The sequence below is a fragment of the Pseudomonas salmasensis genome (assembly GCF_014268375.2).
Classification (GTDB): domain Bacteria; phylum Pseudomonadota; class Gammaproteobacteria; order Pseudomonadales; family Pseudomonadaceae; genus Aquipseudomonas; species Aquipseudomonas salmasensis.
This window is the reverse complement of sequence record NZ_CP077083.1, coordinates 517443-530706: the sequence shown is the minus strand read 5'-3', so window position 1 is coordinate 530706 and position 13264 is coordinate 517443. Positions and strand designations below refer to the sequence as shown.

15 protein-coding genes are annotated in these 13264 nt (G+C 60.8%); 5 read left to right on the top strand and 10 right to left on the bottom strand.

The genetic code is table 11. The features are described from left to right. Nucleotides 1-118: 118 nt before the first annotated feature. Nucleotides 119-817, top strand: coding sequence for a tellurite resistance TerB family protein (locus HU731_RS02210; protein ID WP_186607631.1), 699 nt, complete (start codon nucleotides 119-121; stop codon nucleotides 815-817). Here HU731_RS02210 and HU731_RS02205 read toward each other — a convergent pair. The 8 genes from HU731_RS02205 to HU731_RS02170 all read right to left on the bottom strand — a co-directional run bounded on the left by HU731_RS02205 (nucleotide 814) and on the right by HU731_RS02170 (nucleotide 8670). Further along, entirely contained in the window at nucleotides 814-1626 is an 813-nt protein-coding gene (locus HU731_RS02205; protein ID WP_186607570.1) for a PA4824 family protein, read from the bottom strand. The two genes, HU731_RS02210 and HU731_RS02205, sit on opposite strands and share 4 nt — an antisense overlap. A gap of 18 nt (nucleotides 1627-1644) precedes the next feature. Beyond that, the gene (locus tag HU731_RS02200; RefSeq protein ID WP_003191350.1) at nucleotides 1645-1992 is read right to left on the bottom strand and encodes a DUF2493 domain-containing protein; all 348 of its coding nucleotides are present in this window, start codon (nucleotides 1990-1992) and stop codon (nucleotides 1645-1647) included. Nucleotides 1993-2056: 64 nt separating this feature from the next. After that, nucleotides 2057-4771 carry a magnesium-translocating P-type ATPase gene (gene mgtA, locus HU731_RS02195; protein WP_186607571.1) on the bottom strand — a complete coding sequence of 905 codons (2715 nt, stop codon included), beginning with the start codon at nucleotides 4769-4771 and terminating at the stop codon, nucleotides 2057-2059. Nucleotides 4772-5006: 235 nt separating this feature from the next. Continuing rightward, nucleotides 5007-5300: a hypothetical protein gene (locus HU731_RS02190; RefSeq protein ID WP_186607572.1), complete on the bottom strand. Its 294-nt coding sequence runs from the start codon at nucleotides 5298-5300 to the stop codon at nucleotides 5007-5009. A 318-nt stretch (nucleotides 5301-5618) separates the two neighbouring features. Then, nucleotides 5619-6230, bottom strand: coding sequence for a LysE family transporter (locus HU731_RS02185; protein WP_186607573.1), 612 nt, complete (start codon nucleotides 6228-6230; stop codon nucleotides 5619-5621). A 286-nt stretch (nucleotides 6231-6516) separates the two neighbouring features. Continuing rightward, on the bottom strand, nucleotides 6517-6999 hold the full coding sequence (locus HU731_RS02180; RefSeq protein WP_186607574.1) for an arsenate reductase ArsC: 483 nt from the start codon (nucleotides 6997-6999) through the stop codon (nucleotides 6517-6519). Between the two features lie 11 nt (nucleotides 7000-7010). After that, on the bottom strand, nucleotides 7011-8294 hold the full coding sequence (locus HU731_RS02175; protein WP_186607575.1) for an arsenic transporter: 1284 nt from the start codon (nucleotides 8292-8294) through the stop codon (nucleotides 7011-7013). 19 nt (nucleotides 8295-8313) lie between these two features. Then, nucleotides 8314-8670 carry a metalloregulator ArsR/SmtB family transcription factor gene (locus tag HU731_RS02170; RefSeq protein WP_186607576.1) on the bottom strand — a complete coding sequence of 119 codons (357 nt, stop codon included), beginning with the start codon at nucleotides 8668-8670 and terminating at the stop codon, nucleotides 8314-8316. 177 nt (nucleotides 8671-8847) lie between these two features. On the opposite strand from HU731_RS02170, the gene HU731_RS02165 reads away from it, so the two are divergent. From HU731_RS02165 to HU731_RS02150, 4 genes are all read left to right on the top strand, one after another. Next, nucleotides 8848-9063 carry a hypothetical protein gene (locus tag HU731_RS02165; protein WP_003191339.1) on the top strand — a complete coding sequence of 72 codons (216 nt, stop codon included), beginning with the start codon at nucleotides 8848-8850 and terminating at the stop codon, nucleotides 9061-9063. Between the two features lie 71 nt (nucleotides 9064-9134). Next, the gene (locus tag HU731_RS02160) at nucleotides 9135-9830 is read left to right on the top strand and encodes an AzlC family ABC transporter permease (protein ID WP_032897176.1); all 696 of its coding nucleotides are present in this window, start codon (nucleotides 9135-9137) and stop codon (nucleotides 9828-9830) included. After that, the gene (locus HU731_RS02155) at nucleotides 9827-10138 is read left to right on the top strand and encodes a branched-chain amino acid transport AzlD family protein (protein ID WP_003191337.1); all 312 of its coding nucleotides are present in this window, start codon (nucleotides 9827-9829) and stop codon (nucleotides 10136-10138) included. Before HU731_RS02160 ends, HU731_RS02155 begins: the two co-directional genes overlap by 4 nt. A gap of 172 nt (nucleotides 10139-10310) precedes the next feature. Beyond that, the gene (locus HU731_RS02150; RefSeq protein ID WP_186607577.1) at nucleotides 10311-10664 is read left to right on the top strand and encodes a hypothetical protein; all 354 of its coding nucleotides are present in this window, start codon (nucleotides 10311-10313) and stop codon (nucleotides 10662-10664) included. Nucleotides 10665-10812: 148 nt separating this feature from the next. Here the strand turns inward: HU731_RS02150 and HU731_RS02145 are convergent, their stop codons facing one another. After that, complete coding sequence (locus HU731_RS02145; protein WP_186607578.1) at nucleotides 10813-11517, bottom strand: YoaK family protein; 705 nt, start codon at nucleotides 11515-11517, stop codon at nucleotides 10813-10815. Nucleotides 11518-11586: 69 nt separating this feature from the next. Further along, nucleotides 11587-13221, bottom strand: coding sequence for an ATP-binding cassette domain-containing protein (locus tag HU731_RS02140; protein ID WP_186607579.1), 1635 nt, complete (start codon nucleotides 13219-13221; stop codon nucleotides 11587-11589). Between the last annotated feature and the right edge of the window lie 43 nt (nucleotides 13222-13264).

Below are 13264 nucleotides of genomic sequence, written 5' to 3'. Positions count from 1 at the left end.
TCTCCCTCTTCGGCGTGATGGCGTCATCATAAAGCTTGCCCGCCCGACGGTCATGGTGTTCCATCAGGGGAGGACTATGTTTGATCAACGCCACTATTGCGCCCCGGAGGGCGACACCATGAATACCAGCGATCTACTGGAACAACTGTTGCGCGCAGGGCAGCAAGGCGGCGGGGCTTCGGGCGGCGGCCTGGGCGGGTTGCTCGGAGGATTGTTGAAGGGCGCCGGCACCGGCAATGCGTCTTCGGCGGGCGGCGGTTTGGGTGGTTTATTAGGTGGCCTGGGTGGCTTGTTGGGCGGCGCGCCGGCAGGTGGTACTGCCCAGACGCGTAGCGGCGGTGGGATGAACTACGCGGCGCTGGCGTCCCTGGGGATGGCGGCGTTCCAGGCGTACCAAGCCTGGCAACGCCAACAGGCTTCGGCACCGCAGCAAGCTATCCAGACCGTTGACCAGCTTGAAGGGCCTGAAGCCGAAGCCCATAGCCACGGCTTACTGCGTGCGATGATCGCGGCGGCCAAGGCGGATGGCAGGATCGATGAGCAAGAGAAGGAGATGATTTCTGCCGAGATCGGCCGTGATACCGACGACCCACAATTGCAGCAGTGGCTCGACGCCGAAGTCGCCAAGCCATTGGATGCCGCCGATTTTGCCGAGTATGCCAATGACCCGGCACTCGCTGCGGAGATTTACCTGGCGAGCGTGATGCTGGTCGATGACCAACAGGACGCCGAGCGTAATTACCTCGACGACCTGGCCGGTCAGTTGCAAATCGACCCGCAATTGCAGGTGCATCTGGAGCAGCAGGCCAAAGCCTAGAACCTCAGCGTCGCCCCAGTGGTCAGCCACTGGGCGCGATCGCCAATCAGGCTGCGCCCGACCAGCACGTCCACGTCGACAAATTCGCCGATGTGCAAACGCGGCCCAGCCTGCCAGGCCCGTTCGCCGCCTTCCTGGCCATAGCGCTCGCCAATCAGTGTGAGCGCGTCTGCCAACTGATATTCGAACCCCGTGCCCCACGTCAGGCGATGCTGTTGATCACCCTCGTTGTAGGCGTGGCTCCAGCCCGCGTTCAGGTTCAGCCGCAGGGGCGCCAGGGGTTGCCATGTGAGTGGGATGTTCAGGTCTGCGCCATCAAACCCGTGATGGCGATCCAGCGCGACATGCGCCCCGACAGCAATCGCCAGTTCCAAGCCCAAGTCTTGCCGGGACAGCACCTGCACTTTGGCTTGCGGGCTGATTTGCGTCTCGCCTTTGCCTGCATCCACGGCCCGTGACAACGCGGCGCCCCATTGCACGGCAGGCATGGCGCTGAACGTGCAAGCGGGCGACACATTGCTGTTGTGGGCACTGCCCGCGTGCCGCTGGGCGCTGTACCAGGCGTCGACGTTGCATTCCCCCGGCGCGTTGATCGCACCGTCATCCACCACATAAGCGCCGCCTGCGGCTTGCGCTTTTGAAATCAACGCGACGACAAAGACCAGGCCCAGCGTTATGCCGATAAAGATCAAGTTGCGCTGCAATGCACGGCGCTTTGCTGGCGGCAGTAACAGCAGGGTGTGGCGAGCGTGGCGTGCGCGATATTTGGTAAACCCGTCGCGGCGCGCCGGCGTGTATTTTTTGTGCATGATGCACCTCGCTTGAATTCAGCTTTCTACGGTCAGCACCGAAATGCCGCTGGCTTTGGCCTGGCAGACCAGCTCCGAAGTATCGTCACCACCCGGCAGGGCGATGATCAGGTCGGGGCGGCTGTCCGCCAGCATGAAATGGTTGCGCTGGCGTTCGGCCTGTTTGCCGTGGCGCTGCCAATTGGGTGGGTAACGCACCACGTCGATACCGATTTCCCGTGCCCATTCCTCAATCTCACTGCCCAGGAACTGGTTGCCGCCGTGGATCAGCACCTGCACCGGGCGCAGGCGGTGGTAAGCGTCCAGCACATGGCGGGACTTTTTGGTGTCGGCGTAATGACGACCTGCACAGATCAACACGCGCATGAGCAAATCCTTGTATTGCACGCAGGCGACCGGGCGGCCGCCTGCGTTTGAACGGCGGGGAGGGTCAGTACCACTGCTTGAAGCGGCGGATGTAAATCGTCTTCATCAGTTGGGCGACGCAGCAGTAAGCCAGCAAGGTGCCCACCAGCCATGGGAAGTACGCCAGCGGCAGCGGTTGCAGGCCCACCAGGGTACCCAGTGGCGAGAAGGGTACGTAGATGCCCAGGGCGATCACGATGCAGGTCATCATCAACACCGGCCAGGCAGCCGTGCTCTGGAAGAACGGGATCTTGCGGGTGCGCAGCATATGCACCACCAGGGTTTGCGAAAGCAGCCCCTCGATAAACCAGCCGGACTGGAACAGGGTCTGCGTTTCCACACTGTTGGCCGCGAACACGTACCACATCAGCGCAAAGGTGGTGATGTCGAAGATCGACGAGGTTGGCCCGATCCAGATCATGAAGCGGCCGATGTTTTTCGCATCCCACTTGCGCGGCTTGGCCAGGTATTCCTTGTCCATCTTGTCCCACGGCAGGGCCAGCTGGGAGATGTCGTACATCAGGTTTTGCAGCAGCAGGTGGATCGCCAGCATCGGCATGAACGGAATGAACGCACTGGCCACCAGTACCGAAAACACGTTGCCGAAGTTGGAGCTGGCGGTCATGTTCAGGTACTTCATGATGTTGCCGAAGGTTTCGCGGCCCTTGAGCACACCTTCTTCCAGCACCATCAGGCTCTTTTCCAGCAGGATGATGTCGGCCGATTCCTTGGCGATGTCGGTGCCGCTGTCTACCGAAATGCCCACATCGGCATCGCGCAGCGCCGGCGCATCGTTGATACCGTCACCGAGGAAGCCGACGGTGTGGCCGTTGGCTTGCAGCGCCTTGAGCACGCGGGATTTTTGCAGCGGCGTGAGCTTGGCGAACACCGTGCGTTCTTCCACGCGGCGCAGCAGCGTGGCGTCGTCCATGGCTTCGATTTCCACGCCCAGCAGCGGCTGGCCGGGCTCCAGGCCAACCTGGCGGCAGATCTTGCTGGTGACCACGGCGTTGTCACCGGTCAACACTTTGATCGCCACGCCAATCTGTTGTAGCGCCGCAATGGCTGGGCCTGCGGTTTCCTTCGGTGGGTCCAGGAAGGTCAGGAAGCCCTGGATCACCAGGTTGCGCTCATCGCTGGTGGTGTATTGCTGGCGTGCCAGTGCTTTGGGGATATTGCGGGTCGCCACTACGAGTACGCGGAAACCGTCTTCGTTGTAGTCATTGGCGAGCGCCAGCAGCGCCTCACGACGGCGGTCATCTAGGGGCAAGGCTTCGCCGGCCTCCATGACATGGGTAGAAATGCTCAGCATCTCTTCCACCGCGCCCTTGCACACCAGCAGATGGTCACCGGCGGCATCCTTGACCACGATCGACAGGCGACGACGGACAAAGTCGAACGGCAATTCATCGACCTTGCTGTAGGCAAACGGCACCTGGAACTTGGGGTTCTGTTCCGAGAACTGCACCACCGCCTGGTCCATCAGGTTTTTCATGCCGCTCTGGTGAAAGCTGTTGAGCCAGGCCAGGGACAGCACGGCGTCATCGCGCTGGCCAAAGGCATTGACGTGATGCTCGAGGATGATCTTGTCCTGGGTGAGGGTGCCGGTCTTGTCGGTGCACAGCACATCCATCGAACCGAAGTTCTGGATCGCATTGAGGCGCTTGACCACCACTTTGCGCTTGGCCATCGCCGTAGCGCCCTTGGCCAGGTTGGCGCTGACGATCATCGGCAGCATTTCCGGGGTAAGGCCGACGGCTACTGCCAGAGCAAACAGGAAGGCATCGCCCCAATCGCCCTTGGAGAAGCCATTGAGGAAGAACACGATGGGCACCATCACCAGCATGAAGCGGATCAGCAGCCAGCTGACACTGTTCACGCCACGGTCGAAGGCGGTTTGCACCCGCGAGCCAACAATCGCCTTGGCCAGGGAGCCGAAGTAAGTGCGCGGCCCCGTTGCCACTACCACAGCCTTGGCACGGCCGCTCACCACGTTGGTGCCCATGAAGCAGATGTTCGGCAAGTCCAGCAGGTTGCCCTGGTCGGCGGCGAGGGTAGAGGCGGATTTTTGCGTGACATCACCCAGGGTGTCGTACTTCTCCACCGGCAAGGCTTCACCGGTCAGCACGGCCTGGCTGATAAACAGGTCGCGGGACTCTATCAGGCGGATATCGGCGGGGATCATGTCGCCGGCAGACAACTGCACGATATCGCCGGCCACCAGGTCACGCATCGGCACTTCGCGCAAGGTGGGCTGAGCACCAACCTGCTCGCGGCGCAGCACGGTGGCGGTGGTGCGCACCATGGCCTTGAGGGCCTCGGCGGATTTGGCCGAGCGGTGTTCCTGCCAGAAACGCAGCAGGCTGCTGAGCAACACCATGGTCATGATGATGACAACCTTGGTCGGGTCGGCTTCTTCGCCTTCCTGCATCGGCAGCCAGCAGTCAGTCACAAAGCTGATGCCGCCCAGGGTCAACAGCACGTAGATGAACGGGTTGTTCAGTGCCTGCAGGAATTGGATGATCGCGTGCGGCGGCTTGTCATGGGCGACTTCGTTATAGCCTTCCCGTTGCAGGCGCGCCGAGGCGTCCAGTTCGGTCAGGCCGTCCTGGGTGGCCCGTACATTGGCGAGGGTGGCCGCCAGGCCATTGTGGGCTTCGCGGGCGGCACGCATCGACAGCTTGGTGTCGGGGGTGGTGCCATTTTTCTTGTGCAGAGGCGTGTTTTTTACGGCGCTCATTGTCTGTACTCCTGTCGCCAATTCTCGACAAAACATACCGGTACTTACCTGCAGACAGGCGAGCGAAAGCATGCCGAGCCGCAAACTTTGCGATCGGTTTAAATAAGGTGTTCACATAACTTCTGAAGGGCCCGCTAACGGCGCGTTAATTAACTAACGTGCAGCGGGCTACTACTGGATCTGTTCATAACGAACTCCAGGGTCATCAATAAGAAAGTTGTTGTTTCCAGCCAGGTCAGGCGGCGCGAGCGCTCAGGTAAAGACCGAACAGCAAGCGCGCTTGCGACAGGCTGGAAACCTTGGGTCTCTGCGGGTCTTGAGGGTCGGCGTGATCCCAGTGCTGCACCAGGTGGCCGCTTTCAGGGCTGATACGCCAGTGCGCCAGCGGCGGGGCCGGGCGCACTTGAGGGGAGGGTATGGCAAAGGTCGAGCGGGTTGGCGAAAAGCCCACGGGTGCTCGGCACAGCTTGGCGCGCAGGGCGGCCACCAGTGTGCGTGTATCGGGCAAAACAAGGAGTTGGAAGGTCATAACACACCTCGGGACCGGACGGGCGACCGGTGAGGCAGTTACGGTGGAGCATCAAGCTCTAGCGCAGCTTACCGGACCTGGAACGCGAGTCCTGTCATATTCTGGGTTTGGCGCCCGATGCCCGCAGAGGCGGTGCTCGGACAGCGACTAGATACTGTGTCCATTGGCTTCTTTTGTGAGGTTTAAAAAAGGCCCCAGTTGCGGGCACGGGCAATCTACTCAGGGCACCAGTGAATGTCAACGTATGATTAATTAAATTATCCGGTGTTCAGAGTTTGTTCAGACAAAAGGTAAGCGCAAGTTACTCGCTGGATAACTTCATATACCGTGCGCGGCGAGTAGTGCCAAGTAGATCAATACTAAACCGCAGGCCGCATAACTGACGCGCTGCCATGTCGGGGAGGCGTTCTTGCGTAGCAGGTTTACCAAGGCGGCGGTTAGAAAACACGAGAGCACCGACGCCAGCATAAAACCGGCAAAAAACGTCAGGGTCTGCCCATGGCTGGGGGTGGCGCCGACAATACCCGACAGTGCGCTGCCCAGGGCGCCCCAGTAGACGATGTTTTTCGGGTTAGCCAGGGAGATCGCCGCGCCCACCGCCAACGCATTTTTGCCTGAGCTGGCAGGGGCGTTGTCGGTTGCCGGTAACTGCCACGCATCGATCAGGCTACGAATGCCCAACCAGCCCAGGTACAACGCGCAGACGATGGTGAGTGGAACCCGCACTGCATCATGCTGGATCAGCAGTGCGATACCGGTGAGGCCAATCACGGCCCAGACGGCGTCTCCCACCAGCGAGCCGAACTGCACCAGCAAGGCCGGTGTGAAACCATAGAGCAAACCGCGGCGCAGGGTTTCTGCCAGTACGGCGCCGGGGGAGAGGCAAAAGACAAAGCCGAATACCAACGCATAAACAAAGATCGACAGCATGCTCAGGTCCTTTCGAGAAAGTGCCAGAGCATACGTCAGTCCGGGAGGGGGATACCACGTCCTCTGTAGGAACGTTCGCGATGGCGGTATGTCAGCCACTCAATCTTCAACTGAACCACCGCTATCGCAGGCAAGCCAGCTCCCACACTGGTCATGCATTACCCACAAAATCAGCGCCTGGCACTGGTCCCTGTAGGAGCGAGCTTGCTCGCGAGAAGCGTCAACGATAACGCGTGTTTTCTGAATGAGCGCGGTGTCTATGAGTTTTTCGCGAGCAAGCTCGCTCCTACAACGGCTGCGGTGTTGAGGCAATGCGGTCGACTTCAGCCTTCAATTCATCCGGCGATAAACTCGCAAAGGGCAGCGAAAAAAACGCCTCGCAGCGTGCAGCGATAATGTCGAGGGTGGCCGTGAATGCAGCCTCTACCTGCGCCTCGTTACCCTGCACCTCGGAAGGGTCTTCCAAGCCCCAATGCGTCTTCACCGCTGGGCCGAAATACACCGGGCACGCTTCACCGGCTGCTTTATCGCACACGGTGATGACCACATCCGGCGGGCTGTCTTTAAAGGCGTCATTGCCTTTGCTGTACAGGCCGTCAGTGCTGATGCCCGCCGCCTGCAACGTGGCGAGGCTGCGGGGCAGGACCTGACCCTTGGGGAAGCTGCCAGAGCTGATCGCCTTGAAGCCCGACGGCGCCAAGTGGTTGAACATCGCCTCGGACAAGATGCTGCGGCAACTGTTGGCGGTACACATGAACAGGACTTTCATGGTGTGCTCCTTTAAAAGCTCAGGCGCAAGGCGAGGGCGGCGAGGGTGATCAGCAGCACGGGCAGGGTCAGCACGATCCCGACCTTGAAGTAGTAACCCCAGGTGATGGTGATGCCTTTGCGCGCCAGGATGTGCAGCCACAGCAAGGTGGCCAGGCTGCCGATGGGGGTAATTTTCGGGCCCAGGTCGCTGCCGATCACATTGGCGTAGATCATCGCGTCCTTGACCAGGCCCACGGCATGGCTGGATTCGATGGACAATGCGCCAATCAGCACGGTCGGCAGGTTATTCATGGCCGAGGAGAGCAGCGCCGTCAGCACCCCCGTGCCCATGGCCGCGCCCCACACGCCGTAGGTGGCGAAGCTGTCGAGCCAGGTGGCCAGGTAATCGGTCAGGCCGGCGTTACGCAGGCCATACACCACCAGGTACATACCCAGGGAAAAAATCACGATCTGCCACGGGGCTTCCTTGAGGACTTTCCGCGTGGAAATCTGATGACCTTTGGCAGCAATCACCAGTAGCAACACCGCACAGGCCGCCGAAATCGCACTGATGGGAATGCCCAGCGGTTCCAGGGCAAAACAGCCGACCAGCAGAATACCCAGCACCCACCAGCCGGCGCGAAAGGTCGCACGGTCATGGATGGCACTGGCGGGGTCATCCAGGTCGGCCGGGTCGTAGGTCTGCGGAATATCCCGGCGGAAAAACCACAGCAGCACCGCGAGCGTCGCGGCGACACTGACCAGGTTCACCGGCACCATCACCGCGGCGTATTCGTTGAAGCCAATCTTGAAATAGTCCGCCGAGACGATATTCACCAGGTTCGACACCACCAGCGGCAGGCTCGCCGTGTCGGCGATAAACCCTGCGCCCATGACGAAGGCCAGGGTCGCCGCCGGGGAAAATCGCAAGGCCAGCAGCATCGACATCACGATAGGCGTCAGGATCAACGCCGCACCGTCATTGGCAAACAGCGCCGATACCAGCGCACCGAGCAGCACCATATAAGCAAACAACCGCCGCCCGCGACCACGGCCCCAACGCGCCACATGCAGGGCTGTCCAGGCGAAGAAGCCGGCCTCGTCCAGCAACAAGCTGATGATGATCAGCGCGACAAAGGTACCGGTGGCGTTCCAGATGATGTGCCACACCACCGGGATGTCCGCCAGGCTGATCACCCCACACGCCAGCGCCAGGATCGCGCCCAGGGTGGCACTCCAGCCGACGCCCAGGCCCTTGGGTTGCCAGATGACCAGCACGATGGTGACGAGGAAAATCGCAATGGCGACAAGCATGAATAAACGCTCCGATGGCTCAGCAGCAGGTGCTGGCCCGTTGTGGTCGGTCGCCCATTGCATTCAGACGCAGTGCGTCGTCCTGCAACCATGGCAGGTTGGCTTGTAGGGTGGTGTCCAGCACCTGAGTGACCCAGGCGGGCAGTGCCGGATTGATGCGGTAGTAGATCCATTGCCCTTGACGGCGGTCCACCAGCAGGCCGCAACTGCGCAATTGCGCGAGATGGCGGGAGATTTTTGGCTGGCTGTCGTCCAAGGCATGGATCAACTCACACACGCAAAGTTCGCCCTCGCGCAGGATCAATAAGGTCACCCGTGCACGGGTGGCATCGGCCAGGCACTTGAACAGGGTGGGAGGGGAGAAGAGGTCTGACATGGTCAAGGACTGTTCAAGTAGAGATATTTGAATATACGTATTTCCATATATATCGGTCAAATCTTGTTTCAGTTGATATGGATCAAACGCCTGTGAAACCACCACAACTGTTTGAAATTAAAATGAAACACAAATGTCCTAACGTGCCTGCCCATTGCTGATGAAGGAAGACCCCGCGTGACCCGAGCCACCCGCAACCTGCGCAAGACCCTGGATTCCGTCGCGGAAAATAACGAAACCGCGGCGTTCGACCTGATGCGCGCCGTGGAAAAACTCGGCGATGAAGTGCTGCGCCAGCGCCTGCTCAACACCATCCACCGGCTGAACCAGGATGCCTACGAATTGCGCGAAGCGCGGGATTCGGTAGAGCAGGTGTCGGTAAAGCTCGCCTGAGCAAGATCGTTCAAGACACGCCTTCGTGGGTGCTGGCATGCTTGTCGACTGTCTGTCGATGAGCCGTTTCCATGCCTACTGCATTACCTCATTACGCCTTCACCCGCGGCGCCATCGCCGTCATTCCCTTGTCCCTGGCCTGTGCGCCCTGGGGGTTGCTGGCCGGCTCCATGGCCATCGACGCGCAATTTACCCCGCTGCAAGCCCAAGGTTTGTCGGCCATTGTGTTTGCCGGTGCTGCACAGTTGGTGGCCATTGGCATGGTCAAGAGCGGTGCCAGCCTGATTTCCATTGTGCTGACCACCTTGCTGCTGACCTCCCAGCATCTGCTTTATGGCATGCACATGCGGCCTACCCTGTCTTCGCTCAACACCCGCTGGCGCATGAGCCTGGGTTTTTTGTTGACCGATGAGTTCTTCGCCCTGGTCAACCACTATGACCGCCAGACCTTCAATCGCTGGTACGCCCTGGGCGTCGGCCTGACGTTTTACCTGATCTGGAACCTCTTCACCCTCGCCGGCATTGTGCTGGGCAAGAGCATTCCCGGCCTTGATCAATTGGGGCTGGAGTTCTCGATTGCCGCCACCTTTATCGCCTTGATCACCCCCGTGGTGCGCGACGTGCCCACGGTGGTATGCGTGGCGGTCGCGCTGTTGTGCTCGGTCTGGCTGAGTTATTTGCACTGGGAGTCGGCGGTGGTGGTCTCGGGTGTGTTGGGGATGAGCGCGGGGTTTGCCTGCAAGCGGCTGGGAGTGGGGCAACGATGATTTACCTGATGATTGTGGCCATGGGCCTGGTGGTGTTCTTCAACCGTTACCTGTTTATCGAGCCACGACTGCCGGTGCGGCTCAATCGCGGTGCGCGTGAATTTTTGGGCTTCGCCGTGCCGGGCATGCTCACGGCGATCTGCGGGCCGATTATTTTCCTGGCGGACCATCAGCTCAACCTGAGCCCGACCAACCCTTACCTGTTGGCCGGTATCTGCGCCGTGGCGTTGATGTACTGGACACGCAGCGTATTGACCACCGTGCTATTGAGCATGGCGCTGTTCTATCTGCTGCGTTGGTGGCTCTGATACCCAGGCAAAAAAAAGCCCGCGGGGTGGCGGGCAGAAGGGAGACTTCTAAAAAATGAGCCAGGCCACTATAGGCGGCGTGTTTACCCTTCACAGTGAAACAAAGTTCATGGGCACGTCAGTTGGCCTCGGCACAATGGTAGAGTCACGGTTTTTCCAAGGAAGCAATGGCATGCACAGAGTGGTAATGGGCGCATTGATACTGGCGGCACTGGCCGGTTGCGCCGGTTCGAAGATGAAAGAGGCGCGCGCAGGCAGCCCCTATAAGACCCTGGCGTCAGACAAGGCCACCCTGGTGGTTGCCCAGTGCATCCAGTTCGGCTGGCAGGATGAAAGCGTGTTCGGCGTGGATGCCGGCGGCTTCAAGGAAGCGACCGAGGCGGGTGGCTTCACGGTGTACACCACCGGTGGCGATTACTTTGTCGATGTACTCAGCACCGGTGCGGGTTCCAAGGTCAACTACTATGCCGCACAGGACACTATGCCGGCTAAACGTCGCCTGGCAGCACTGGCCACTTGTCTGTAAGTCGGTTGCCTTAGTCATATTCCGAAACGCCTGGCGGGACAGCCGCCGGGCATTGGCTTATGATTCACTCGCTCGTTCGACGTGATGGCTCTTTACCGGTACACGGATGTCGAGGCTTAAACGTCGAACGAGCTCCTCCACTCCAACCTCAACGGGGCATAAAACCCAAGTGCCAGCGTCGCGGAATCAACAGTGTCACCACCCCTAAAGCCCCGGCCAACGCACCACTGACCCACAGTGCACGCAGGCCCATCTGCTGTTCCAGCAGGGCGCCGATCACCGCGCCGATAAACATCCCGGCCCACGGAATCAGTTGCACGCGCCAGCCATTACGGCGCTCGCCCATTAACCAGCGGCCCAGCCCGCGACCAAAACGTGACAGCGCCCCGGTGACGTAGGTCAGCCCCACCGGTAATCCGTTCACCTCCTCGACGGCCGCGTTGAGCATGCCCATGGCAACAATCGCTGCGAGCAACGCAGGCAAGGTGTCGGTGGCAGGCCACAACGCCGCAGCGCAGAGCAAGGCGCCGATGCACAGCAATAAGGGCAACGCGTGGCGCTTGCTGAAACGGCTGACCAATACGCCCAAGGCATTGCCGACCACGAAGGTGGCGACCAACAACACCAGGCGCCCGGTGAGCCCCAGGTCGCCCGCGCTGATGGCCACCGCCAGGCGTGTGGTGTTACCACTCATGAACGAGACGAAATCGCCGCTGGCCATAAAACCGATGGCATCGGTCATGCCCGCCAGCACCGACAGGCAGGCCACCAGCATCAAGCCCACGCGGCCACGCCAGCGCTGTCGATAGGCGAGCGTGGCATTGGCGTAAGGCTTGCGGGATGAAGGCAGCATGGGGCCGGTTTCCTCGGTGAGATTATCCGGCCACTACCGTAGGACGCTTTGCCTGTCCGCGCAATGACCTCAGACACGCTCCAGTTGCCAGCCGGTGGCGTGCCACGTCAGATGGTGAGTCGGCTCGATCGCCTGCAAGAACGCCTCGTCATGGGACACGGCCAGCAGCGCGCCGGTAAAGCCCTTCAAGGCCTGCTCGAACGCCAGTACCGATTCCAGGTCCAGGTGGTTGGTGGGTTCATCCAACAATAGCAACTGCGCCGGTGTTTCACGCCACAAGGCTACCGCCATCGCGGCTTTCAAACGCTCGCCGCCGCTGAGGTGCCCTGCGGGCTGCGTGACCCGCAGCGCGTCCAGCTGCAACAACGCCAGGCGTGTGCGCAGTTCGGCTTCGGCCAATGGCGTATCGAGCAAGTTGAGTTGTTCGACCAGGCTGCGTCGGTCGTCCAGCAGCGCCAGGTGCTGATCGATATAGGCGCTGGGCACCGCGACGTTGCACTCGCCGCTGACCGCCCGCCAGTGGCCGGCGAGCAGTTTGAGCAAGGTCGATTTGCCGCAACCGTTCGGCCCACGCACGGCAACGCGAGCCGGGCCTGTCAGGTTGAGCGTCACGTAGCTGGCGGGTGCCAGGGGATCAAGCCAGGGTAATTGCGCCTGTTCCAGCCCCAGCACCTGGCGGCCATTCGGGACGGTTGAGCCTGGTAATGCGAGCAGTGTGGGCGTCTCATCCGCCACGCGCTCGTAAGCTTGGCGCACTTGGGCGTCGAGTTGGTTTTTGTGATCGTGATGGGCACTGCGTACCGTGCTGACAATCTCCTTGGCTGCGCTTTTCCAGCGGGCCTTGGTAAAACGGTCGACGTTGGCGGTCTCGGCCTGTTTACGTGCGCGTGCGGCGTGGCGCTGCAGGTCGTCGTGATCTTTTTGCAGGCGCCGACGTTCGCGGCTGCGGGCCAGACGCGCCTGCTCCCACGCGGCAATCGCGGCCTGCTGGTGAGTATCGCGTTGTTGGCGATAGGCATCGTAGTTGCCGCCATAGACCTGAATGCCCAGGGGCGACAGTTCAATGATGCGGCCCATGGCGTTGAGCAACTGCCGATCATGGCTGACCACCACCAGGCCGCCGCGCCAAGCGCCCAGTACGCGCAACAGCCAATCGCGCCCGGCAGCGTCAAGGTGGTTGCTTGGCTCATCCAGAATCAGCAACTGCGGCGCCGCCAACAACGCCCCGATCAGCGCAACCCTGGCGAGTTGGCCGCCGCTGAGTTGATCGGCCGGAGTACTGGCGCTGAGGGTCGACAAACCCGCTGCATCCAGCGCCTGGCGCAGGCGCTCGGCCAGGTCCCAGCGGTCGTCGATCAGCTCCAGGTCACCGACGCGTGCATCGCCCTGGGCCATGCGCTCAAGGGCAGCCAAGGCCGCGGCAGTTGCGGTGATATCAGCGATGGTTTGCCTTGCTTGAACCGCGATGGCCTGGGGCACATAGGCAACATTGGCGGGTTTTTTCAGCGTGCCGGAGGAGGGCAGCAGCACGCCGGCCATCAACTTCGCCAGGATACTTTTGCCCCGTCCATTGCGCCCGACGATACCGGTAGGCGTTTGATCAATGGACAGGTTCACGTCGGCCAGCAAGGTTTCGCCATTGGCGAACTGGAAAGACAGGTGTTGCAGGGAAACAAGCGCGGGCAGCCGTTTGACGTCAGTCATCAGCACCTCCAAAAAAATGTCGAACAGGCCAACAAGCGCGCCA

Excerpts from the sequence above, each read along its gene's own strand:
- HU731_RS02210 (WP_186607631.1), top strand. The coding sequence starts at position 119 with ATGAATACCAGCGATCTACTGGAACAACTGTTGCGCGCAGGGCAGCAA.
- HU731_RS02205 (WP_186607570.1), bottom strand. The coding sequence starts at position 1,626 with ATGCACAAAAAATACACGCCGGCGCGCCGCGACGGGTTTACCAAATAT.
- HU731_RS02200 (WP_003191350.1), bottom strand. The coding sequence starts at position 1,992 with ATGCGCGTGTTGATCTGTGCAGGTCGTCATTACGCCGACACCAAAAAG.
- mgtA (WP_186607571.1), bottom strand. The coding sequence starts at position 4,771 with ATGAGCGCCGTAAAAAACACGCCTCTGCACAAGAAAAATGGCACCACC.
- HU731_RS02190 (WP_186607572.1), bottom strand. The coding sequence starts at position 5,300 with ATGACCTTCCAACTCCTTGTTTTGCCCGATACACGCACACTGGTGGCC.
- HU731_RS02185 (WP_186607573.1), bottom strand. The coding sequence starts at position 6,230 with ATGCTGTCGATCTTTGTTTATGCGTTGGTATTCGGCTTTGTCTTTTGC.
- HU731_RS02180 (WP_186607574.1), bottom strand. The coding sequence starts at position 6,999 with ATGAAAGTCCTGTTCATGTGTACCGCCAACAGTTGCCGCAGCATCTTG.
- HU731_RS02175 (WP_186607575.1), bottom strand. The coding sequence starts at position 8,294 with ATGCTTGTCGCCATTGCGATTTTCCTCGTCACCATCGTGCTGGTCATC.
- HU731_RS02170 (WP_186607576.1), bottom strand. The coding sequence starts at position 8,670 with ATGTCAGACCTCTTCTCCCCTCCCACCCTGTTCAAGTGCCTGGCCGAT.
- HU731_RS02160 (WP_032897176.1), top strand. The coding sequence starts at position 9,135 with ATGCCTACTGCATTACCTCATTACGCCTTCACCCGCGGCGCCATCGCC.
- HU731_RS02155 (WP_003191337.1), top strand. The coding sequence starts at position 9,827 with ATGATTTACCTGATGATTGTGGCCATGGGCCTGGTGGTGTTCTTCAAC.
- HU731_RS02150 (WP_186607577.1), top strand. The coding sequence starts at position 10,311 with ATGCACAGAGTGGTAATGGGCGCATTGATACTGGCGGCACTGGCCGGT.
- HU731_RS02145 (WP_186607578.1), bottom strand. The coding sequence starts at position 11,517 with ATGCTGCCTTCATCCCGCAAGCCTTACGCCAATGCCACGCTCGCCTAT.
- HU731_RS02140 (WP_186607579.1), bottom strand. The coding sequence starts at position 13,221 with ATGACTGACGTCAAACGGCTGCCCGCGCTTGTTTCCCTGCAACACCTG.